The 20,862-nt window shown below is 59.1% G+C and carries 25 protein-coding genes and 1 pseudogene; 11 read left to right on the forward strand and 15 right to left on the reverse strand.

Going from position 1 to position 20,862, the window contains the following annotated elements; all coding sequences use genetic code 11:
• Nucleotides 1-2: 2 nt before the first annotated feature.
• The 5 genes from P0D68_RS06435 to P0D68_RS06455 form a co-directional block, all read right to left on the reverse strand.
• Entirely contained in the window at nucleotides 3-1,460 is a 1,458-nt protein-coding gene (locus P0D68_RS06435) for an MFS transporter (protein ID WP_408186090.1), read from the reverse strand.
• 125 nt (nucleotides 1,461-1,585) lie between these two features.
• A complete protein-coding gene (locus tag P0D68_RS06440; RefSeq protein WP_408297402.1) occupies nucleotides 1,586-2,089 on the reverse strand; it encodes a YbhB/YbcL family Raf kinase inhibitor-like protein in 504 nt (167 codons plus the stop codon).
• 162 nt (nucleotides 2,090-2,251) lie between these two features.
• Nucleotides 2,252-2,698, reverse strand: a complete 447-nt coding sequence (locus P0D68_RS06445) for a very short patch repair endonuclease (RefSeq protein WP_091796200.1) — start codon at nucleotides 2,696-2,698, stop codon at nucleotides 2,252-2,254.
• Between the two features lie 54 nt (nucleotides 2,699-2,752).
• Complete coding sequence (gene dcm, locus P0D68_RS06450; RefSeq protein ID WP_091796198.1) at nucleotides 2,753-4,033, reverse strand: DNA (cytosine-5-)-methyltransferase; 1,281 nt, start codon at nucleotides 4,031-4,033, stop codon at nucleotides 2,753-2,755.
• Between the two features lie 289 nt (nucleotides 4,034-4,322).
• Nucleotides 4,323-4,649 (reverse strand): hypothetical protein, encoded by a 327-nt coding sequence (locus P0D68_RS06455; protein ID WP_408186092.1) that lies wholly within the window; start codon nucleotides 4,647-4,649, stop codon nucleotides 4,323-4,325.
• 175 nt (nucleotides 4,650-4,824) lie between these two features.
• Here P0D68_RS06455 and P0D68_RS06460 point away from each other — a divergent pair, with 175 nt between their 5' ends.
• From P0D68_RS06460 to P0D68_RS06470, 3 genes are all read left to right on the forward strand, one after another.
• On the forward strand, nucleotides 4,825-5,016 hold the full coding sequence (locus tag P0D68_RS06460) for a CsbD family protein (protein ID WP_074763400.1): 192 nt from the start codon (nucleotides 4,825-4,827) through the stop codon (nucleotides 5,014-5,016).
• 210 nt (nucleotides 5,017-5,226) lie between these two features.
• Nucleotides 5,227-5,448 carry a hypothetical protein gene (locus P0D68_RS06465; protein ID WP_091796194.1) on the forward strand — a complete coding sequence of 74 codons (222 nt, stop codon included), beginning with the start codon at nucleotides 5,227-5,229 and terminating at the stop codon, nucleotides 5,446-5,448.
• Nucleotides 5,449-5,682: 234 nt separating this feature from the next.
• A complete protein-coding gene (locus tag P0D68_RS06470) occupies nucleotides 5,683-6,390 on the forward strand; it encodes a glutathione S-transferase N-terminal domain-containing protein (protein WP_091796192.1) in 708 nt (235 codons plus the stop codon).
• A 326-nt stretch (nucleotides 6,391-6,716) separates the two neighbouring features.
• On the opposite strand, the pseudogene P0D68_RS06475 reads toward P0D68_RS06470, so the two are convergent.
• Nucleotides 6,717-6,824, reverse strand: a pseudogene (locus P0D68_RS06475) (cysteine hydrolase); the annotation flags it as partial.
• A 258-nt stretch (nucleotides 6,825-7,082) separates the two neighbouring features.
• On the opposite strand from P0D68_RS06475, the gene P0D68_RS06480 reads away from it, so the two are divergent.
• Together P0D68_RS06480 and P0D68_RS06485 are read left to right on the forward strand one after the other, a co-directional pair.
• Entirely contained in the window at nucleotides 7,083-8,156 is a 1,074-nt protein-coding gene (locus tag P0D68_RS06480) for an acyltransferase family protein (RefSeq protein WP_408186094.1), read from the forward strand.
• A gap of 208 nt (nucleotides 8,157-8,364) precedes the next feature.
• Nucleotides 8,365-9,402, forward strand: a complete 1,038-nt coding sequence (locus P0D68_RS06485) for a methyltransferase domain-containing protein (protein WP_408297396.1) — start codon at nucleotides 8,365-8,367, stop codon at nucleotides 9,400-9,402.
• Nucleotides 9,403-9,467: 65 nt separating this feature from the next.
• Here P0D68_RS06485 and P0D68_RS06490 read toward each other — a convergent pair whose 3' ends face one another.
• The 3 genes from P0D68_RS06490 to P0D68_RS06500 all read right to left on the reverse strand — a co-directional run bounded on the left by P0D68_RS06490 (nucleotide 9,468) and on the right by P0D68_RS06500 (nucleotide 12,591).
• Nucleotides 9,468-9,677 (reverse strand): hypothetical protein, encoded by a 210-nt coding sequence (locus P0D68_RS06490; protein WP_091796186.1) that lies wholly within the window; start codon nucleotides 9,675-9,677, stop codon nucleotides 9,468-9,470.
• A 78-nt stretch (nucleotides 9,678-9,755) separates the two neighbouring features.
• Nucleotides 9,756-10,499, reverse strand: a complete 744-nt coding sequence (locus P0D68_RS06495; protein WP_091796184.1) for a YoaK family protein — start codon at nucleotides 10,497-10,499, stop codon at nucleotides 9,756-9,758.
• A 175-nt stretch (nucleotides 10,500-10,674) separates the two neighbouring features.
• Nucleotides 10,675-12,591 (reverse strand): TonB-dependent siderophore receptor, encoded by a 1,917-nt coding sequence (locus tag P0D68_RS06500; RefSeq protein WP_408297394.1) that lies wholly within the window; start codon nucleotides 12,589-12,591, stop codon nucleotides 10,675-10,677.
• Here P0D68_RS06500 and P0D68_RS06505 point away from each other — a divergent pair.
• The 4 genes from P0D68_RS06505 to P0D68_RS06520 all read left to right on the forward strand — a co-directional run bounded on the left by P0D68_RS06505 (nucleotide 12,551) and on the right by P0D68_RS06520 (nucleotide 14,768).
• Nucleotides 12,551-13,135 (forward strand): hypothetical protein, encoded by a 585-nt coding sequence (locus P0D68_RS06505; protein WP_408297392.1) that lies wholly within the window; start codon nucleotides 12,551-12,553, stop codon nucleotides 13,133-13,135. The genes P0D68_RS06500 and P0D68_RS06505 overlap by 41 nt on opposite strands.
• A gap of 338 nt (nucleotides 13,136-13,473) precedes the next feature.
• Nucleotides 13,474-13,941: a Panacea domain-containing protein gene (locus P0D68_RS06510; RefSeq protein ID WP_408297390.1), complete on the forward strand. Its 468-nt coding sequence runs from the start codon at nucleotides 13,474-13,476 to the stop codon at nucleotides 13,939-13,941.
• Nucleotides 13,942-13,946: 5 nt separating this feature from the next.
• The gene (locus P0D68_RS06515) at nucleotides 13,947-14,549 is read left to right on the forward strand and encodes a hypothetical protein (protein ID WP_408297388.1); all 603 of its coding nucleotides are present in this window, start codon (nucleotides 13,947-13,949) and stop codon (nucleotides 14,547-14,549) included.
• Nucleotides 14,550-14,768, forward strand: coding sequence for a hypothetical protein (locus tag P0D68_RS06520; protein ID WP_408297386.1), 219 nt, complete (start codon nucleotides 14,550-14,552; stop codon nucleotides 14,766-14,768). It begins immediately after the preceding gene.
• A 253-nt stretch (nucleotides 14,769-15,021) separates the two neighbouring features.
• On the opposite strand, the gene P0D68_RS06525 is transcribed toward P0D68_RS06520, so the two are convergent.
• Nucleotides 15,022-15,321, reverse strand: coding sequence for a hypothetical protein (locus P0D68_RS06525; protein WP_408297384.1), 300 nt, complete (start codon nucleotides 15,319-15,321; stop codon nucleotides 15,022-15,024).
• 102 nt (nucleotides 15,322-15,423) lie between these two features.
• Nucleotides 15,424-15,618 carry a hypothetical protein gene (locus P0D68_RS06530; RefSeq protein WP_408297382.1) on the reverse strand — a complete coding sequence of 65 codons (195 nt, stop codon included), beginning with the start codon at nucleotides 15,616-15,618 and terminating at the stop codon, nucleotides 15,424-15,426.
• 147 nt (nucleotides 15,619-15,765) lie between these two features.
• On the opposite strand from P0D68_RS06530, the gene P0D68_RS06535 reads away from it, so the two are divergent.
• Complete coding sequence (locus P0D68_RS06535; protein ID WP_408297380.1) at nucleotides 15,766-16,839, forward strand: beta family protein; 1,074 nt, start codon at nucleotides 15,766-15,768, stop codon at nucleotides 16,837-16,839.
• On the opposite strand, the gene P0D68_RS06540 is transcribed toward P0D68_RS06535, so the two are convergent.
• From P0D68_RS06540 to P0D68_RS06550, 3 genes are all read right to left on the reverse strand, one after another.
• Nucleotides 16,840-17,502 (reverse strand): sce7726 family protein, encoded by a 663-nt coding sequence (locus P0D68_RS06540; protein ID WP_408297378.1) that lies wholly within the window; start codon nucleotides 17,500-17,502, stop codon nucleotides 16,840-16,842.
• 66 nt (nucleotides 17,503-17,568) lie between these two features.
• Complete coding sequence (locus tag P0D68_RS06545) at nucleotides 17,569-17,871, reverse strand: hypothetical protein (RefSeq protein ID WP_408297376.1); 303 nt, start codon at nucleotides 17,869-17,871, stop codon at nucleotides 17,569-17,571.
• A 10-nt stretch (nucleotides 17,872-17,881) separates the two neighbouring features.
• Complete coding sequence (locus P0D68_RS06550; protein ID WP_408297374.1) at nucleotides 17,882-18,481, reverse strand: hypothetical protein; 600 nt, start codon at nucleotides 18,479-18,481, stop codon at nucleotides 17,882-17,884.
• 610 nt (nucleotides 18,482-19,091) lie between these two features.
• On the opposite strand from P0D68_RS06550, the gene P0D68_RS06560 reads away from it, so the two are divergent.
• Nucleotides 19,092-19,925, forward strand: a complete 834-nt coding sequence (locus P0D68_RS06560) for a hypothetical protein (protein ID WP_408297370.1) — start codon at nucleotides 19,092-19,094, stop codon at nucleotides 19,923-19,925.
• Between the two features lie 6 nt (nucleotides 19,926-19,931).
• Here P0D68_RS06560 and P0D68_RS06565 read toward each other — a convergent pair whose 3' ends face one another.
• Nucleotides 19,932-20,468 (reverse strand): excisionase, encoded by a 537-nt coding sequence (locus tag P0D68_RS06565; protein WP_408297368.1) that lies wholly within the window; start codon nucleotides 20,466-20,468, stop codon nucleotides 19,932-19,934.
• Nucleotides 20,469-20,862: the final 394 nt, after the last annotated feature.

Genomic DNA, 20,862 nt, shown 5'->3' on the forward strand with positions numbered 1-20,862 from the left:
GGTCAAGCGTTCAGGCCGCTTGCGCGATGCCCCGGCTGCACCACCCGCATCGTGCTGATCACGGCGGCGAGTGCCGAGAAGCACGCGGCGACATAGAGCGCGATGGTCGGCCCGTGCTGCGGCGCAACGCCGAAGATCAATGCGACCAGCGCCGCGCCGAGCGTCTGCCCGGTCAGGCGCGCGGTGCCCAGCATGCCGCTCGCTCCGCCGCTGCGCTCGCGCGGCGCCGAGGACAGCATGGTGCGATTGTTCGGCGACTGGAAGATGCCAAAGCCCGCGCCGCACAGCGCCATGCGCCACGCAATCTGCATGGCGTCGGGATGCGCGCCGAGCGTGGCGAGTAATATCAGCCCCGCCGTCATGGCGGCCAGTCCGACGCCGCCCAGCCATCCCGACGACACCTTGTCCGATAGAAAGCCCGCGATCGGCGCCGCGATGATGATCACGGCCGGCCAGGGTGTCATGAGCAGCCCGGTTTCCACCTGCGACAATCCCAGTGTTTCCTGCAACAGAAAGGGCAGTGACACGAAGGCGAGCATCTGCGCGCAGAACGAACAGACCGAGGTGCCGATCGAAAGCGCAAAGATGGGAATCCTGAGCAAATCGACCGGCAGAAGCGGCGCCGGCTGTGTCAACTGACGGCGCACGAAGAAATAGCCGATCACCACGGCCGCAATCACTTCGATCGCGACGTAGCCGAAGCGCTCACCGTGGCCGAGTCCGTCGACGGCAAAAATCAGCAGGCCGAATACGAACGCGTTCATCACCGCGCTCAGGTAGTCGTAGGGCGATTCGTGACCGCGGTTCATCGGCAGCGCCTTCAGGCCGCCGACAATGGCCGCGATGCCGATCGGCACGTTGATCGCGAACAGCCACGGCCACGAGGCGACGGCGAGCACGCCGGAAGCGACGGTCGGCCCGACCGCCGCCGACACCGCGACCACCATCGCGTTGATCGAGACGCCGCGCCCGAGCTGACCGGGCGGATAGATCATGCGCACCAGCGCCGTATTGACGCTCATGATGCCCGCGGCGCCGAAGCCTTGAATCACGCGAGCGAGCGCGAGCGTCGGCAGCGAAGTCGACATTGCGCAACCGAGCGAGGCCACCGTGAACAGGATCAGCCCACCGAGGTAGATGCGCCGGTAGCCGATGCGATCGCCGAGCGAGGCAAGCGGCAGCAGCGAGATGGTGATCGCGAGCTGATAGGCGTTGACGACCCAGATCGAACCCGCGGCGCTAGCGTGCAGGTTGCGCGCGATAGTCGGCAGCGCCACGTTGGCGATCGCGCTGTCGAGCACCGCCAGCGTGAGGGCGAGCGCAATGACGAGCATTGCCCAGTAGCGCTGCGGAACCGGCAGGCCTTGTTCGGTGTTGTCCGATAACGCGGTGTCGGGGGCGAGTGTGTCGGCCGCTTCGGGAGGAAGGGCGCCGTCCTTGCGCGATGGTTGTGCGTGCATCGATTGTTCGAGTTGTAGGGGAAGGCTCAGCGGTCACGCGACGAGTCATGCGGGTTGCTCGCCGCCAGCGAAAGAGCCGGCCGTCGCAATGACGATGCCGGCGCGCCGGCATCGCGTCCCGCGCATTATTTGAGTTCGTACAGGCCGGTATGAGTGGTCGAGTCGAGTTCGTTCAGATGCGTCATGAAACGCGCCACTGCGTTGGTGGTGTCCGCGTTGATCGGCAGATGCGGCACCCGCAGAGCGTGCAGACGGAAGATGTAGCGGTGCGCCTTGTCGCCACGCGGCGGCGCGGCGCCGCCGAAGCCGACCGTGCCGTAATCGTTGCGCACCTGCAGCGCGCCATGCGGCAGCAACGAGCCGTCCGCCTTGCCGGCATTGCGCGGCAGCGAGCGGGCGTCGGCCGGAATGTTCACCACGACCCAGTGCCAGAAGCCGCTGCCGGTCGGCGCGTCGGGATCGTGAACGGTGAGGGCGAAACTTTGGGTGTCGGGCGGCGGCGCTTCCCACTGCAATGCCGGCGAGATGTTTTCGCCGTCTACGCCGAACGCCTTGTCGTGATATTCGTGGGCTTTCGGCATGAAGCCGTTGGTGGGAAATTCGTCGGACCAGAGACGGAATTCTGCCATGATGTGCCTCCCTTCTTGAGTGGTTCTGGGATGGTCGGGGCGAGTGGTTGTGAAACCGCTTTGCAGCGCCGCGCGCCACGTATAAGTGCCCCGAGTTAGCCAATCGAGTGTATCACCAGCGGGCTTCGCCTTCGTGCGGGCAAGAAGGTCTACAAGCGGCTTTCAGCCGCGTTCCTCGAAGCTCGGCGCGTCGCTCTTCAGCCAGTCGACGAGCCGCTGCAAGACCCCTTCGATATCGCGATTCGCGCCACGCAAAGCGCATTCCCACACCACGGCGACGCGCCAGCCGCTCGCGAGGAGCGCCGCGCGAACCTTGTCGTCGTTGCTGCGATTGCGGCCGATCTTGTCGCGCCAGAACTCCGGCCGCGTTTGCGGCCATTTGAAAAGACGACAGTCGTGGCCATGCCAGAAACAGCCATGCACCAGCACGACAGCGCGGTAGCGCGGCAACACGATATCCGGGCGTCCCGGCAGATCGCGCGCGTCAAGGCGGAAGCGGAAACCCTGGCGATGCAGCAGGCTGCGGATCAGAATTTCGGGCTTGGTATTGCGCCCGCGGATGCCGGACATCATCCGGCTGCGCGTCGCGCTATCGACGATATCCACCATGTCTAGCGCCGGGCCGGTGCGTCGACAAGCCGCCCACGCACACCTATTGATCGCTCACGCGTACAGCGAGAGAGTTTGCTTCGAGCCATGGCGTGTTTCCTCGGCGAGCAGGGTTTGCACATGCGGCAGCATGATGCGCGCCACTTCGCGCATGACCGGCATCACGACGCTGTTGCCGAACTGCCGGTAGGCCTGCGTGTCGCTCACCGGGATTCTGAAGGTATCGGGAAAGCCCATCAGCCGCGCGCATTCGCGTGGCGTGAGGCGGCGGGGCCGCAGCGCCTCGCCCTGATAGACGAGGATTTCCGAGCCGTCCTTGTGATAGCGCGCCGACAGCGTGCGCGTCACGCTGTTCGGATAAGCCATGCCGAAGCCGAAGCCGTTGCCCGCCGCGCGGTGTTTCTCCGCGTAGTTCTGCAGATAGGTCCAGAGGTTCGGCGTAAGCGTGTACTTGGGTTGCACGCGTCGGCTCGCGTGATCGAAGAAACGGTCGTGGTCCCACGGCAGCACCGGTTCGCTGCCGTCCGTGCGATGCAGGATCGAGCCGAGGCGCGGGCCGTTGTCCGGCAACTGCAGATCGTCCCACGAGAACGAGGTTTTGCCGCGAAACCCGACAATGATGATCCGCTCCCTGTGCTGCGGCGTGAAATGCTGGCCGTCCACCACGCGATAGTGCACTTCGTAACCCAACTCGTCGCGCAAGGTCTGCAGGATCACGTCGAAGGTGCGGCCCTTGTCGTGCGACAGCAGATTCTTCACGTTTTCCAGCAGGAATGCGGCGGGGCGCTTTGCCGCGATAATCCGCGCGACGTCGAAAAACAGCGTGCCCTGCGTGGTGCACTCGAAACCATGCGGCCGGCCGAGCGCGTTCTTCTTGCTCACACCGGCGATCGAAAACGGCTGGCATGGGAAGCCGCCGAGCAGCACGTCGTGGCTCGGCACTTCTTCAGCCGGAAACGAGACGATATCGCCGATCAGCGCGTGCTCGCCGCCGCTCGGGTAATTCTCGCGATACGTCTTGGTCGAAAAGTCGTTCCACTCGCTGGTAAAGACGCAGTCGCCGCCATGCGCCTCGAAGCCCATGCGAATCCCGCCGATGCCGGCGAACAGGTCGATAAAGCGGAACTGGGCGCTGTCGCCCGCGCTGCGCCTCGCTCGTGCCCGGTTTTGCAGCAGGTCGCGCAAGGCGGGTTCCAGCATCGCCGGGCAGGGTGTTTCGCCTTTTTCCCAGCGACGTACCGTCTTGATGTCCTTGCCGACATGCGCGGCGATTTCGCGTTGAGTGAAGCGGGCGCGCGCTTGCTGGAGCAATGCGAGCGGTGCGGCGAGGGTCACGGGCGTCCTTGCTGGGAATTTTTGCGGACATTATGACCTAAGGTCGTCCCATTTCCCTATTTTTTGCGTCGCTTGGGCAGAAAATTTCCAGCGTCGGCACGCGTTGTCCACGGGAGGTCCGCGCCTAAATGCGGCTGTCACAGTTGCGCGTGTAAGCTTCCAGCGTGACGCAAAATCCCTGCGTTGCGACGTGTTGAGGCCGCGACATGGTTCGCGGCCGTTTTTTTAAGTCGTGAGCAATGGGGATACGGCCGGCCCGGAAGAGTCGGCGGCTCAGGCTCGCAGCGCCTCAGGCAGTGTGGTGGGCGCTGGCCGGATAGGGTGGCGGAAAGAGGGCGGCGGAGGCCGGGGCCAGTGCGTCCCATGCCAGTTGAGGCTCGGCCTGGAACTGGTCGAGCTGAAGCAGAAGGCTGTCGACCGCGCAAAGTTGTGCATGTGACAGATTGCCGGCGTCGAGCAACTGGTAGAGGCGCTTGCGCCAATACGCGGCCGACAGGATCGGCCCGCCCAGATCGCCGTGTAAAGACGGCCGCATCACACGCGCAATGTGCGCAATGTCCCGATCGATCAGTGCAGCTTGGGACGACCCCGAAAGCGTAATCAGTGTACGGTCCATGGCTCCTCCATGGCACCGTTTACGGCAGGCTGCGCCGGAACTTTAGGGCTATTTGAAAATATTTTTTGCAGCGCTCCTTGGGGCAGATCGGCGACGTGATGCCTCGGGCACACCCGTTGCTGAATACGGGTACTGGCGTAATCTCGCGCCGGCATTCCAAATAGTGGAGCCGAACATGAACAAGGACCAGGTGAAGGGTGTGGCCGAGCAGGTCAAGGGCAAGGTCAATGAAGCAATCGGCAAGGCCACGGACAACCCGGGCAAGGAATTGAAGGGCGACCTGCAACAAGGCGCGGGCAAGGTGCAGAAGGCCTATGGCGACGCTAAGGAAGACGCCAAGGACAATGCGAAGCGCAACGCGCCGTAATCGGCTGCCACCAGATTGACGGAAAAGGCGCTTCGGCGCCTTTTTCCGTTTCTGAGCGGTGCCTTTGACCGTGAACGTCTTGTCTTGGACAGTGGGCTATCGTGCCGATGGCGATTTTCGCCTGGGAGTAACCCGGGGTCGGCACGCGGAGCATTCCGCACGCGGAGCGTCGCCTTTAGACTTGGCGCATCCAACACGGAGACGGCGCCCATGACACCCGAGAAAATTCTTTCGATGTTCGAACGGCAATACCTGGAGGGCAAGACGCCCGTCGATCTGGAGCAGACTTGCGCGAGTTTTGCGAGTTGGCTGGCGGTGGCGTGGGAGTTGCTCGACGCAGAGCAGAAGACGCTGCTCCTGACGATCGGCGCGACTCTGTGGCGTGAAGGTTATAACTTGCGCGCCGGCGCGGCGACGAAGGATTTGTGGTGAGTCGCGCCTCGCGAGCGTTGCTGCGTTAGCGGTGCGGTGCTCGCAATACGTCGACGCACGTGCGCGCCGTGCCGGCGTGGCCTCTGAGCAGCGCGCCGACGCGTTGTACCAAGTCGGTTTATATTTGACGATCCCGCGTTGGTATTTTGGGCGCCGGTCCTCCAGCCGGCGCCGAAGCCCGATGCCTCATGCCCCTATCAGGCCGCAACATTCGCACAAGGGTTACATCGTCACATGACCGATCTATCTGCTTTTCCGATCACGAATAAATGGCTTGCTGAGCATCCGGACCGGATTCAGCTCTACTCGCTGCCTACGCCCAATGGCGTGAAGGTGTCGATCATGCTCGAAGAGACGGGTTTGCCGTATGAACCGCATCTCGTGCGCTTCGATACGAATGATCAGATGACGCCGGAGTTTCTGTCGCTCAATCCGAACAACAAGATCCCCGCGATCATCGATCCGAATGGGCCGGACGGCAAACCGCTGCCGCTGTTCGAATCCGGCGCGATCCTGATCTATCTCGCGGACAAGAGCGGCAAGTTTATTCCGCAGGACGCCGCCGGCCGCTATGAAGCGCTTCAGTGGGTGATGTTCCAGATGGGCGGAATCGGGCCGATGTTCGGGCAGGTGGGTTTCTTCCACAAGTTCGCCGGCAAGGAGTATGAAGACAAGCGTCCGCGCGATCGTTACATCGGCGAAGCGAAAAGGCTGCTCGGCGTGCTGGATCGGCAACTCGAAGGACGCGACTGGATTCTCGGCGATATGTACTCGATCGCCGATATCGCCACCTTTCCGTGGGTGCGCAATCTGATTGGTTTCTATGAGGCGGGTGAGCTCGTCGGCATTCAGGATTTCCCGAACGTGACACGCGTGCTGGCGGCGTTCGTCGCGCGCCCGGCGGTAGCGAGGGGTCTGGAGATTCCGAAGCGGCCCGCGTAGGCAAGTCGTGAGGCCGGGCGGGGAGTTGGCGTCCGGCCGTGGTTTAATGAAGTCACCGCGCGAGTTGCGTTAGGTCTCAGTACCCATTGGTCTGCTTCGAGACCGACGGTAGTGGGCAGCAACTCGCGCTGGGCGAGTTGCCCGGCTGCTCCGTCAGGGTAAAGCGCCAAGTGTTATGGTTGAGCAGGGATCATTAGGATGCCAAATATAAAATTCCCTTGCTGAATTATGTGCCGCTTTTTCGGTGGTCAATAAGAGTACGTCGGCCGTACTCATCACCGACCCAAAGGTGTCTGGCATGTCGGCGTGAATTTCGACTTGCCGGCTATCGGCAGCGAGCCCGTGAAATATTCGTTCTGGAAGTCGATCAACAGCAACGCCGTGCGGCGAGCGATGAGCGAGGCCGGGGCCCAGGCATGCGGGATGCTGCGCAGTGTTCGGTTGGACGCGCGGTTCTCTTTGATGGCGCTCGGAAAGGAACCGGGTCTAGGATTGGGGACGCATCGCAACAACGCCGCGGGCAAGACTAGGTCTGAGCGTGATTTGCACAGATCGCAGCTCGTTTTCTCGTCTTGAAGGTACTCGCTGACTGGCTGAATCGTTATAGCGTCAGCCTTACCAAATATCTCAAGAAATCATTGATTGTCGCTATCCGCGTAGCGGGATAGTCGCCGCACACTCCGGAATAGGTCATGGATCAACCGCAGCATCTTCGGATTGCCGGGCTCGACGGCCTGCGCGCACTGTCCGTCATAGCGGTCTTTCTTGCGCATACTGGCCTTGCGGGTGTGGTGGGAGGCGGATATGTCGGCGTCGATGTATTTTTCGTTTTGAGCGGCTACCTCATCACAAGCTTGCTCGTAACGGAGCATTCGCGCACCGGGCGGATTGATTTGCCGGCTTTTTATTGGCGGCGCGCCCGGCGCCTTTATCCCGCTTTATGTCTGATGCTGGCCGGCGTCACACTCTATTGTCTGATATTTCCCGTTGCCTTCAGGGTTGGGTGGGAAGTCTTACCGGCTTTCTTCTACGTGATGAATTGGGTTCGTGCGCTCGGGATCTACGACGCTCATCTCACCGGACATGCATGGACATTGGCAGTCGAGGAGCAGTTTTACCTGGTTTGGCCGCTGATTCTGCTGGTTGTATTGAAATTCTGGCCACGTCGCGCCTTGATCGCATTTGCCCTTCTGACCGTTGCGGTGATCTGTTGGCGCTCGTATCTCATCTCGCTTGATCTTCCCATGGCCCGCATTTATTGCGGCTTTGATACTCATTCCGACGGGCTTCTGATCGGCGCTTTGCTGGCGGTGATGCCTCGCCGATGGGCAGTCAGGGCCGGGAAGTTGTGGCCGGTTGCTGCTGTGTATCTGTCTTTCGTATTGCTCAGCGAAACCGGCATTGAGTTTTCGTTGCGAGCGGTGGGATATCCGCTGACGCCATTGGCCGCGGCATTCATCGTCGCGAAGGCCGTCACGCAACAGCGCTCCGCTCTGGTGCGGGCGCTCAGCATTGCCCCGCTAGCGGGGTTCGGTCGTGTTTCGTACGGCTTTTACCTCTGGCATTACGTTGTGCTGCAGTCGATGCTCTACGGCGGGTACGAAACCATGGGCGCATTTTTCGGTGGATTTTCTCATCCGAGAATCGCCATGGTGACGATCACATTCGGTGTGTCAATCGCACTGACCCTTTTCTCGTGGTTTGTCATCGAAAAGCCGGCTATGCGATTGCGTTTCCCTTGGAGGCGCAACGTGGCGATGGCTTGAGCCGATGGCACGGACGCGAGCTTCACGCTCATGAGCGTACGAGCCTCGCCAAATGGGCGGCGTTTATCGCGTATTCGGCTACGGATAGTCGGGCGACTACCCTTCAATTGTTTAGTTTTTGTGTAAGGCAGTAGAGATTGTTTTATTCGCCGGTCGGGCAAGGCATGGTAAGTTGCGTGATGGTCGGCCCATTGCAGAGAGGTGGTTCATGAATCTGGTTACGACGCTTCGCCGCGGGCACCTTCTGAAACACATCGATCTGTCGGGCGTCGGCCTGGAGATTGGGCCGTATGACCAGCCGACCGTCTTCAAGTCGGAAGCGGACGTCCGGTATCTGGACTGGAAAGACAAAGAGCAACTGGTGCAGGAGTGTACGCATCCTGACATGATCGTCGACATACCCGATATCGATTATGTGGTTCATTCGAATCGGTACTGCGACTATATCGCCGATAAGTTCGACTACATTATCGCGAATCATGTGATGGAGCATGCGCCGAACATGATTCAATGGCTGTCCGATCTGTGCGACATGATGCAGCCGGGCGGCGTTCTGTTTCTCGCGCTGCCGGACAAGAAGTTCAGTTTCGACAAGTACCGGCAGGATACGGCGCTGAGCCATTTTGTGGCCGAGTATCTGGCGGGCGTCGAGGACATTCCGCGCGAACATCAAATCGAATGTGAAATCTACTACGACGAAGCATTCGTCAACAAGCCGATGCATGTGGCGGATAAGCTGGATATGAACCGCATCATGGAGAAGCTGAAGGCGCCTCCGCATGTCGGCATTCACAGCCATGTTTTCGAAAGCGGTACGATCGTGTCCAAGGTTTTGAAGCCTATCCTCATGATGGGTTTCGTGGAATTCAATCTGGTCGACTTTGTGCCTGCGCGCGGCGAGACCGGCGGAGAGATGATCATTGTTCTTCGCAAGGAACCGCCTCGCGTGGAACTGGCCACCGAAGAGTTCTACAGTGCCGCGGTGGAGACGACGCATACGTCGAACACGGCTGACACGGCTGACACCGTTGACGCGGTCGCCACGGCGCAGCGGCTGGCCGATGCCGAGAAAGCCGTTGCGGAATTGCGCGCGAGGCTTGCAGTGATGCAAGAGGAAATCGCATCGAGGACGTCGACGATCAGTGCGCTCGAGTCGTCCACATCCTGGCGAATCACCGCGCCGTTGCGCGCCGCGGTGACCAAGCTTCGAGGGCTCGGCTCGGGCGGGCGAAACGTCTCGTATTGAAGGGCCACGTCGAAGCGATTGTTGTACGTTCGCCATGAGACATCTTCGACCGGCCGTGTCAGTTGTCAGTGCAAATCCGCAGGGTTGCCGCCCATCGCTCGATAAAGATCGCGCACAAACTCTTCGCTGATCACGTCCCATTCCGGTGAGGCATAAAGCACGTCCTCGGGGTTCTTCTTGCCCTGCGCGTGCCGCAGTGTGCGCACGGTCAATTCGAGGGCCATCGCCTCTTCATAGAGAGGGTGGCCGGGGCGGAGGCGGTCGTCGTTGTCCATGCCTGATTTTCGGCAGCCGCCGAACAAACTTTAGATGCAGCCTCGCAAGCGAGCATGGAATGGCCGCGTGGCGTTTGTCTAAGCCCGATAGGCGCGCATGTCGTCGACGATTGGGACAACGGCAAGAGTAAGAAGGACGATCGCGAGAGGAATGGTCGACACAAATCCCAAATGCCTGAAGCCTACAGCGCCGGCAACGCCGCCCCCGAGGAACGACAGCAACAAGGATCCGAGAAGTGCCAGTTTCTGTCGATCGCCTCGGACCGGGTTGCCGGACGCACCACCGAAATTCCAGTAAAACAGCTTGCCAAGCTCGATGCCAATATCGGTTACCAAACCGGTGACGTGCGTCGTCCGAATCTCCGCCTTCGAAATTTTGGTGATCATGGCGTTCTGCAGCCCCATCACGTAGCAGAGAAGACAGACTGTAGCCGGGACGAACAGCACACGGTGCTTCTCCAGATTCGAGCCGAGCAAACCGAAGAGTAGGAGCAGTGACGCCTCGAGCATCAATGGCATTGCATACTGGCTATGCAAGTGCTTGCGGTGCCCCCAATTGATCAGGATCGCCGAGGTGGCCGCTCCGACAAGGAAGGACATTAAGGAACTGAATCCGGCCACCACCACGTCGATGTCGCCAAGCGCGAAGTTATCGGCAAGCGACGACACGATGCCGGACATGTGTGACGTGTACTGACCCACAGCAAGGAATCCGCCGGCATTGGCCGCCCCGGCGACAAACGCGAGCGAACGCCCAAGGCGGCGATTGGTCTCGTCGTTGCGCTCTGGCTTGGTCAAACCGCGAAGGTAATTGATGGGCATGTGATTACCCTCGGTATCGGCGCTTGGTATCGGCGATGTGGCCAACACATGTTGCGTAGGTGTGAGTCGATGCTAACACGAAACAATGCTGCCTCTGCTGGCCTGGCGTCGCGCGTTTGGCCTCTGTCAAGCTGACGGCCGCAGTAGGGCGATCGACCTCGGCGCATCGCGACACTCAATAGCTGTATCCCAGTGTGAGCATCGCGGAGCGATCGTCGCCAAGCGCCACGGCGTTGCTCAAGCCACCCGTGTAGTAGTGCTTGTTGAAGACGTTGCTCACACGCAGCGCGGCGCGCCAGCGCGGCGCCGTGTAGCCCACGCCCACATCGCTGACCACGAAGCCCGGAATCGTCATGCCGTACGCGTAGAGATTGCTCTGGCCGCGCACGCCGCCGTTGATTTCCCAGCGATACAGTTCACCCGGCAGCTTGTAGCGCGCGAACACATTGAAGCTGTGGCGCGGCACGTTGTTGATGCGTTCGCCGTCGGTCGAAGGTGTCTGGCCGCCGTCGTCGGCAATCACCGCCGACGTATACGCGTAGCCGCCCGTCACGCTCAGGTGATTCGTCGGCGCGGTATTGAAACTGAATTCGAAGCCGCGCGAATGCTCCTCGCCCACAGCGATGCTGTAGCCGTCGTTGTTCGGATCGTCTTCGAGCACGTTGCGTCGGCGCAGATCGAACGCCGCGACCGTCACGCTCGTGCGGCCCTTCTCGATGTCGAACTTTACGCCCGCTTCCCACTGCTTGCCCGTTTCCGGATCGAACGCGTTGCCGTTCACGTCCGCGCCGCTGTTCGGATAGAACGATGTCGCGTAGCTCACGTACGGTCGCACTCCCGGATACGGTTCGTACATCAAGGCAACCGAGCCGGTCGTGGCGTTCGAAGGATTGCGGCTGCGCGTGTCGGTGAGTTCGTTGAGCACATCGCTCGACGCGCTGTCGTAGCGCACGCCTGCGAGCACACGCCAGCGCTGGCCGAGCGCGATCTGGTCGCGCGCATAGAAGCCGAGATCGCGGATCGTCGTGTATGAATGCGTTTTCGGCGTGGACGGGCAGGTGATCGTGCCCGTGTAGACCGGGTCGTACATGTCGATCGAGCCGACCGTGCAGGTGGTCGAGGCGGCATCCTCCCGGCCGCGCATGTAGTCCATGCCGAAGGTGAGTTCGTGGCGGCCGAGCGCGGTGTCGAAGGTCTTCTGCGCGTTGTTGTCGAGCGAGATCGTGTCGCCGGACCATTGCGAATCGGTGGCCGTGCGGTTCAGCGTGTAGCCGTTCGAGGCGACCTTGCCGTTGGCGACGAGCTGGCCGCCGAGTGAGAACTGTTGCCAACGGAAGTTCTGATTCACCGTCCAGCCCGAATCGAAATGATGCGCGAAGGCGTAGCCGACGCGCGCCTCGTGACCTGAGTACGGCTGCTGATCGGGCTCGCCGGTAAAGGTGCTGCGCGCGAGGCTGCCGTTCTTGTTCGCGAGCACCGAGCCGGACCACGGCAGGCCTTGCTGGCGGATGTAATTGCGCTCCTGGTAGCTCGTCAGGATCGTGAATTCCGTGCGCGGGCCGAGATCCAGTGATAGCGACGGCGCGATATAGCGATTGCGCGACCAGACGTAGTCGGTGGCGTCGTTCGAGTTCATCGCAAGCGCGTTGATGCGGAACGCGGCCTTGCCGTTTTCCGAGAGCGGCGTACCCATGTCGACGCTACCCTGGTAGTAACCGTGGCTGCCCGCGGTGACATCGACGTCGGCGAAGGTATAGGTTTCCGGGCGCTTGCTGACCATGTTGACCATGCCGCCAGGCAGCACGAGCCCGGAGAGCAGCGTGGCCGGTCCCTTGAGCACTTCAATCTGCTGCAGGCCGAAGATCTCTTCAGCGAAGCGGTTGTTGATGGCGGTGCGCAGGCCGTCGAGATACACGGAATCCGACGCCGTCTGGCCGCGAATGATGAAGTCGTCCCAGCCGCGTCGGCCATACGTGCCTGAGATGACGCCGGGCACGTCGTGCAACGCGTCGTTGAGCGTCTGGGCCTGTTGCGCGTCCAACAGGTCGCGCGTGACGACGCTGATCGATTGCGGCGTTTCGTTCAAGGGCACCGACGATTTCGTCACCTGGGCGGAGGCGGGCATGTCGAACGCGGTCCCGGACACGCCGCTCGCGGTGATCTTCACGACGGGCAACTCGGCCGGGCCTGCCGTGTTCTGCGTACTGCCCGTACTCGCGGGCGTGTTGGCGGACGTGCCGGTTCCGGCTTTCGGTGCGTTCGGGGTGGTGCGACTCGCTGCATCCGGCGCGGCGGCTTGCGCGAAGACGAGCGTCGGCGCCGCGGAGAAGGCAATCAGAAGTGCGGCATGGATCTGGCGAAAGCGCATCGAAGAACCCTTGTCGGAATGCGAATCATTATTAATTGAGTCGCGAATCCTACTACGGGTTATTCCCTACAATCAATGCGTGTTGTATCGACGCGAATATTTAGCGCGCTTGCGTTTTATTGGCAATGAGGTGTCGTTGCCGTACCCGGTCTTGGCCAGCGATACGGATAGAGACGGTCATGACGCTATTGAGACGAAAGGCGGTCATGGCAGGGACACCCGTTGGTACGTTTCTGGGTGCGCCACGGATACCAATGATGCCTTGTGAGGCTTGCTGGGCAAGGGTTTCGGCCGAATCGACGCCGAGTTCCTGGTCCCCTGACAGAATTCATACGTCAAGGCTGGTCGGATATCTAGGCTGGTTTGCCGATTTTTATACCCCCACCGATACCCCTAAAATCCCTCTCATGAGGAAATACGGGTGCGATTCCAATACCTTGCGGAATCTAGCACCGGTCGTGCCGTGCTGCTTAGGCAACGTTCTGCCGTCCTCCTGTGATTTTATACAGTATTGGTGCCTTGCAAGACCGATATATGGCACAATATTTGTTGAGCCTAGCGCAGAATCGCCGCTAGATCCGTCTTTAAACTTTTCTCGGAGGGCGTATGGCTTATTCAGCAATGGCAGTCGCGAACGCTTTCATCAAGCGAGCGAAGGAAGGGCGTGTCTACGATCTGTCGCCGATGAAACTGCAGAAGTTGATGTTTTATGCTCAATCGTGGTACCTGAGGCATCGCAATAGTCCATTAATGGATGATGTGTTCTGCCGCTGGCAGTATGGCCCGGTAATCCCGTCCCTGTATCATGAATTCAAGGGCTACGGCGCGGCACCCATCACCCAATACGGCAATCACTTGAGTACGGATCATGGAGGCTACCGCGTTACGACGCCGGTCATCCCAGATAACGACCCTGATGCCTGGTGGTACGTCGACGAAGTCATACGAGTGTATGGCGGCCTGTCCGGTGCCCAGCTTTCCAATATGACGCATCAGGCCGGCACCGCATGGAGCGTAGGCCCCCCCGATGGCGGTCCCATTCCCAACAACCTACTGGCCGAGCGAATCGCCTGACGAACATGGCCGAAGTCAGCGAAGCGAGCACGGACGAGGACGCTAGCCTTGCGCCGGCAGGTGCCGAAGGCTCTACACATCCTACGCATCTGCCGCCCGTCCTCGTTCCGAGCGAGGTAGGAGGCGAACCCGACGAAGACGCGCCTCCGGTTGTTGCTGAGTTTAGGCGACCACCGGCCGGGCAGGCCAGGAAGCCATTGCCGGACATCGCCAATCCGCCAGCGATCCCGGCGAATTCCCCCAATGAGGACGAGCCGCCTGCCTCGGGTTCGGACGCACCGCGCAAAGATGACAACAACGTCCTGCTGATCGAGCAGGAAGTTGAAAATCACAAGGCAAACCGCGAACTAAGAAATAAGTACGCTGGCAAGGCCTACGATCTGGCTTGCGGCGGTCTTGTATTCTGGGGCGTGGCGCTTAGCGCGACTGGGATAGTTTTCGTGCTTACTGGTCGGCAAATGCTCAGTGACAAGGTTCTTATCGCCATCACCACTGGAGCGACTGTGAACGTCCTCGCGGCGTTTCTCGGCGTGATTCGCGGACTCTTCCCAAATGCTTCCGGCGCGCCGAAAGAAAAGTCTGAGAAAAAGGCCCCGAAGGAAGAGTGAGTGAAACCGATCAAATTGCGTGTACCGCGCGAGGAAAGCGGCGATCTTCTTGATGACCTAACGGCGTGGGCAGCCGTCTCCGGCGTTGATCCGGGCCTCACCATCGTCAACGAACCGGGGCTGACGACGAACACCAACTCGCCGATTCTGTACCTCGTCTACGTCAGCGAGAGCTTTTTCGATCAGTTTCCGGAGTGGCGGATGTATATCGAGCAGTAGGGGTTCAGCTCAAGCTATTGGGCTGACACTGATCTTGAGTCGGCCGGATAAGGTCCCGCGCGCGGATAGGCGATCGGCAACTCCCTGTTGTCGATCTTTTTCTCGACCACGGCCACTACGATGGTCAGACTTGCCGGAGCGCGTCGGGGCGGGACTGCAGTGATTGGCTGGCGTCGAGCATATTTTCCAATGCTGCTGCCGTAACTGACGTTATAGATCGCACGCGAGCGATCGGCGAGCTATAGCCCGCGCCTCACCACCCCTTTCCATAGATATCGATATGGGATTGGATGGCGTCTTCCTGGTTGTCAAACATCCCGGCGCCCGAAAACCAGATGTCACGCGGTGGTTCGACGACCGATGCCGCATCGGAGTCGGAAGAGGCATTGGAAACGTCGTCGGGAGCGCTCTCATGACGAGTTGAGCGCATCGCTCGTGCGGACAGAGCAGCAACCGCTGCCACGGCAACCGCAATCGCGAGCGTTTCGACCATTCGAACGGCCAGCGGATGCCTACGTTCAAACGCTCGATATTTGTCTAGCAACTTGCCCATAGCCCACCTAGTCATTGCGGTTTTTGGTTGTGAATTCGCTCACCGACATGGCTAAATGATACCCGACTCAATCTCACCCTATACGTACAACTATTGGGAGCCTTATCCGCCTGCTCTTACGTTGCGCCCAAAGGCCACAGAAGGTGGCAGCATTCCCATGAATTGTTTCGAGAGTGCCGGGTGCAATACCCGAATCCACTCGATCAGGGGATCGGTGCGCAGCCATTCGCCGTTGCGCGCCATCGCGACAAGCTCGGCGCGGGCCTCAATCTCCAATTTGTTTCGCTCTTGTTCCATCGGAACCGGGCTTTCCTCCTAAAGACTGCACGGGGACTGCCGTTATAACGACTGCAGGGCATTGCATTAGTTGAAAACAATCATAATTCCGCATCCGCGGGGCGGGAAAAGGTTCGCCCGTAACGAACCGGACTGAGAGACGTAGCAATGGCAAATTTCGATAATCATTTTTACTATCCGACGTTAATGTCACGCGTCGCCGAGATTCAGGGTTTGCGTGAGCTTAGCGATGAATATAAAGCTCGTATCCTTCCACTTTTTACTCTTGGGCGGTGGCATAACGCCATTGAGTTCGATCGGGCGATCGAAAACTGCTCGGCTGCTTTGGGGCGTGAGCGCGAGTTTTTCGCCGATCTGACTCGAGAGGCGCGACATCAACCGGAAATCATCGGCGAATTGCTGGCGCCGGATAGCGATTTCGATGCTTGGCGCTCATATGTTGAACGTTTCGAAAACGCGATTCCAGTTGTTCAGATTGTTCCAGGCGCGACAAGGCGACAGGTATTTCGGCAGGCTCAGTTGATAGAAAGGCGCCGCGGACAACTGGCATTTCGAGTGCGTACGCCTGGAACTGAACTTCCTCTCGTAATCAACGCTTTAAGTTCACTGGATAATCCAGCGAATGCGATGACCTTCATTGATGTGAAATACATCCGCGGAGCCGAACGAGAGTCTGCAGCGGTTGCGGCCGACGCGATCGATCGTATTCAAGCCGAGATTGATGGTGCTCGGATCGTAGTCCTTGCGTCGAGCTTCCCTGCATACCTTGGTGACTTCGCGGACGACGCGGAAGAAACTCGCGGCGTTATACAAATCCTTGAACGAGAGCTCCATGCTTCTCTGATTTCAGATGGGAGAAGCTGTTCGTATGGCGACTATGCGTCCATCCATCCGATTATTCGAGCTGGTGGAGGAGGTGCGCCAATTCCGCGTATCGACGCGGCAGGTACGTTCACTTGGGGTTTTGAGCGTCGACCGTTGTTGCGAGAGCAGCGACCAAGGGCTTACCAAGAATGCGCCGAGGCGCTAATTGAACGCCACCCAGAGATCGATGCCGATGCATGCTGGGGAGCATCGATGATTAGGCAAGCGGCAGCCGGTGACCCTCACGGCCTCGCTGCAGGGTCGTGGATCGCGGCACGCGTGAATATGCACCTGTCACGCCAGATCGAATATTCCGACGAAGTTGAGGGTGACGAAGATTGGGAGGACTTGCTCTAATCAAGCGATTGCGATGCCGCGCGAGGCAAGATATTCACGCAGCATCGCTCGGTGCTCCGACAAAGGGTCTATTGAAGAATTTTTTTCCTTCGTACGTGCCAGAAGAGCCCGTTGTTTGCGCTTTTCATTTTTGAGGTAAGACAGCACTGCAGAGCGCGCGTCATCGACGCTCAAGTTGACGCGTGCCACATCAAGGACGTCCTTCCTCCCAACGCGGGGGCAACGAATTCCGCGGGTCGACAGCGCGACACGAATCGCGGCTATCGGAAGGTGAGAGAGCCAGACGTCAACGTCGGTGAGTTTGCGCTTTGCAGCTCTACGATGTTCTGCGAAACCATCTGCCGACACGCAAAGCACCCCGATATGAGCTTCTGTTTGATCGATTACTGCGGACAGATGGCGTTCGGTGCAGACGACTGTAACCAATTCAAAGTAGCGAGAGTATGTCTCGATCTGACCGGGCAGTCTTGACAGGTGATCGAGATCACTCTTGATTTCGTACGCATGCAAATGGCCATTGACAGCCACGAGGTCGGCCCTTCGCGAGGCCCGCTCCACAAAATACTCAGGTACAAGCGCGTCCGAGCGCTTCCATCCACTTTTGCGAATGTGGATCGAAAGAAGCCGCTTGATGCGCTGTTCGTCGAAAAGAGTAGGTTGCATGCGGCGAGTTTACATGGCGGGCTGGCCCACGACAATCTCGCAATTCGGGTGCGGATCGTCCGCGTATTACCCAGTAATGCATGCGAACGTCAGTTCCGCCTCCTGCGGCGTCCATCCCCGTACGCCATGCGTCTGCATATCGACCTGATGCATCTGCTTTCCCTTTTTGCTGCAGTACTCGTCGGCGCGCTTTAGGCTGGATGCCTTCACTTCGCCCCAAGGCGTCATGCCGCCGCGGACTTGGGTCGTGACGGTGTAGTTGCCGTCGCCGGCTGGCGTCACCTCGGTGATGGTTGTGCATGCAGCGAGCGCGGTCAGCGCTGCCAAAGCTATTTTTGTTCTCATTGTCGTTCGAGTATTAATAACCATATCCACCGCCTCAAAGAATCCTTTCGCCGGCTTTCGGCTGCAGAGCGGGTTTGGGCTTCGGGGCCTTCTTTGTCGCCCCAACGCACGTTTGGAATTCCGCATCAAACGTTGATCCAAAACCGTTAAGCGGGTACGTCGAATAGTAGTCGCTTCCGCTGACCGTCAGCTTGGCGCGGAGGGTCTGGCCGTCTCGCATCTGGCTCAAAAGCGTACCTATGCCGGGAAGCGCATAGGCGGTGTACATCATGGACTTGTCGCCCATCGCTCCTTGCGTGTGAAATTTGACGTTCCAGACGTCATTCTGATCGACACGCAATACGCCGTAGAAGTCAGTCGGGGCTATGTCCTGCTGTAGTGATTCGCCGTTCATGCTCAGAATGATCGTCACCATTACGGCGCAGTCAGGCGGGACGGTGTCAATGGAAATCGCCCAATTGCCGTTACCCTGGGCAAAGGATCTGAATCGATGGTCATCTGCGTGAGCGACATAGAGGCCGGTCCAACTGCCGAACCGTTGCTCGCCGTATGTTTGTCCGTCGACCACCTGCGCTTCAGCGCTAGCCAAAGACGTCGCTGAGATCAGCATCGCGGCAATGCCATTTTTTATCATTCAATTTCCCCGGTGACCCCATTTATTCATTTTCTGTTGCTGCGCAGGTGCGGCATTGCTGCAACATAATATTCGTTGCAGCGAGTGTCAACATGCCAGCTGAGCATACTTGGATTGGCCGCGACAACCTAGTCACAGAATCGAACAACCGCCATCGCATCACTTCGACTTGACGGCTTCACTGGTGTAGCCTGGCAGCTCAAAGAACGCAGTACGGTGAATTAGCGGACGACATGGTTCATCTTCGATGGCTCCGAGCATCAACAAGGGACTGGGCCAATCGAAACCACCTCTAGTCGACCGAATTTCGACGTGACCCTAGCTCGCGAGATCAAACAGATATGACATACAAACTACTAACATCCGAAGACATGATCGCGGTTACCGGCATGAAGCGCTATTCCGCGCAGGCCAGATGGTTCGCAGAGAACTTTCGTGTGCGTGTCGTCTGCCGGCAGGATGGTTCGGTGGTCATGACACAGGAAGTGTTCGAAGCTCTCTTGGCGAAGCGCTTGGGGATCGCTCCTAAAGTGGCAACCCCGGCAGTAATCGAACGCCCGGCACTTCGGCCGCTCGGCGTCTGCAGAGCCACGAAAAGAGGCGAGAAGCGATGAAACAAAACGTTTATGATCGCGTGGTCCCAGGTTGGAATCCCGTCGTCTGGAAGATCAAGCTTTGGTTCGATGCATCGTACCAGGGAAAAATTTCGGGCTATCGCTCTTGGGAAGAATTCTTTCCGCCCAGCGAGTGCTCACGACAAAGGCGAGCTGATGCGGCAGACCCAATAAGATGCACCCAGGCGACGCATGAGCGATGCTTGTATATAGCCAACGAAATTTGCCGCGCTGCGGAGCGCGCGGGATTCGACGTTTCCATGGGTAGAGATTTCACTTACATTGCTTTTTGCCGAGACGGTGCGGAGTCGGCATTGCGAGTCGTGGAGCCGTGTTTTCGCGCCAACACCGACCTCGTCCCGAAAGAGGATCGCACGTCCGTCTACACTCACGGGCTCATCGGCAGTGGCTGGATAGAAGTACTTATTAATGGGCGTAGTGGAAGTCGGGCGGTGTTCAAGGAAAAGGCGGGCATTGACCTAATTGATGCTCTTCCTGAAATCATTGCGGACGTTGAGCGAAATCACGCGATTGAGGTCGCGTTGGTGGAAAAGAGGCGCAGGACTGAATTGTCCGTGGAGCGCGCTCGCGCTGAGACAAGAGAAACTGACCTCCGGCGCGCAGAAGACAGGAAGCAGCGCGATGAACTGATCGCGAAAGCTCAGCAGTGGCACGCAGGCCAAGTACTCAAGGCATACGCTACGGCTATGGCCGGTCAGGTTCCCGAAGGAAAAATTACGGCGGAGGCGTACGAGCAGTGGTTGGCATGGGCACTCGATGTGGCTGATGAACTGGAGCGTGATTCAGCGATTGTTCCGCGACTGGGCTGAAAATTTTCAATATCTGCCAATTGACCGCCTAAATTTCTGCACAAGAGGATCGACGTATTCCGCATCTGGCTTCACATAGTATGAACGTCCGATTTTGACAGGCGATGGATAGATTTTTCCCGCTCTAATCCAGCTTCGAATCGTGCGTACCGGCGGAGCATATTCGCCAAACGTTTCCTCCGCCCAGACAGCAATAGGAATCAGTTTTGGTCGGCGCTTTGCCGCTTCTGTGGGTGCGGGCACAGGAGGGGCGACCATAGTCCCTGCTTCCGTCGCCGCGTCGATCAGTCTTTGATTGCCTTCTTCAATGCCCAGGCGCACGCGCTCAATCAACGGGAGTTTGCGGCGTTCCTTCTGCTCCTTAAGCCAGTCGAGGTAGGCCGCGACGTTCAGTTCAAGTTGCTCCTCGCCAATTTTCCGGAAGTGCAGGCCGCGCTGAATACGTCCGTTGCGCATCTGGCTTTTTATTATCCTCAGACTGCGGTTCATCTCCGCCGCCGCATCCTCAAGCGGTAGCCATCGGTCAACTTTGTTGTCGGCCATCCTAGCCTCCTGCGTGACAATCTGTGCATGCTACAACATGCCCACTTTCCGGACGGAGGATGACGATAGGTGCGGTTGTGAGATTTTTTGAGAAGGGCCCTAGAAGAGCCGCGCGAACGCGAGCGCGGGTCGAAAGCGAGGCAACGTTTACAAATTCGCACTTGACGAACTCATGCTGGATAACTAACCTTTACATATCGCTGAGACAACAGCGATCGGGTTTGGCGACCTGACTTTCTAGAGGCGGACGACGACCGCCGCACGGCGGTATTTTTTCGTCTGTATACTACGCGTGCGTCCAATCAACGGGCGGGCGGTGGTAGGGATACCTTCGGGTATGCCGGAATCCTCTAGATCCGGTTCGCCAACCTTGCTATCCGCCTGCCCACCCCCG

Origin of the sequence: Paraburkholderia sp. RL17-380-BIE-A (assembly GCF_046028085.1) — a bacterium.
In the GTDB taxonomy this organism is placed as follows: domain Bacteria; phylum Pseudomonadota; class Gammaproteobacteria; order Burkholderiales; family Burkholderiaceae; genus Paraburkholderia.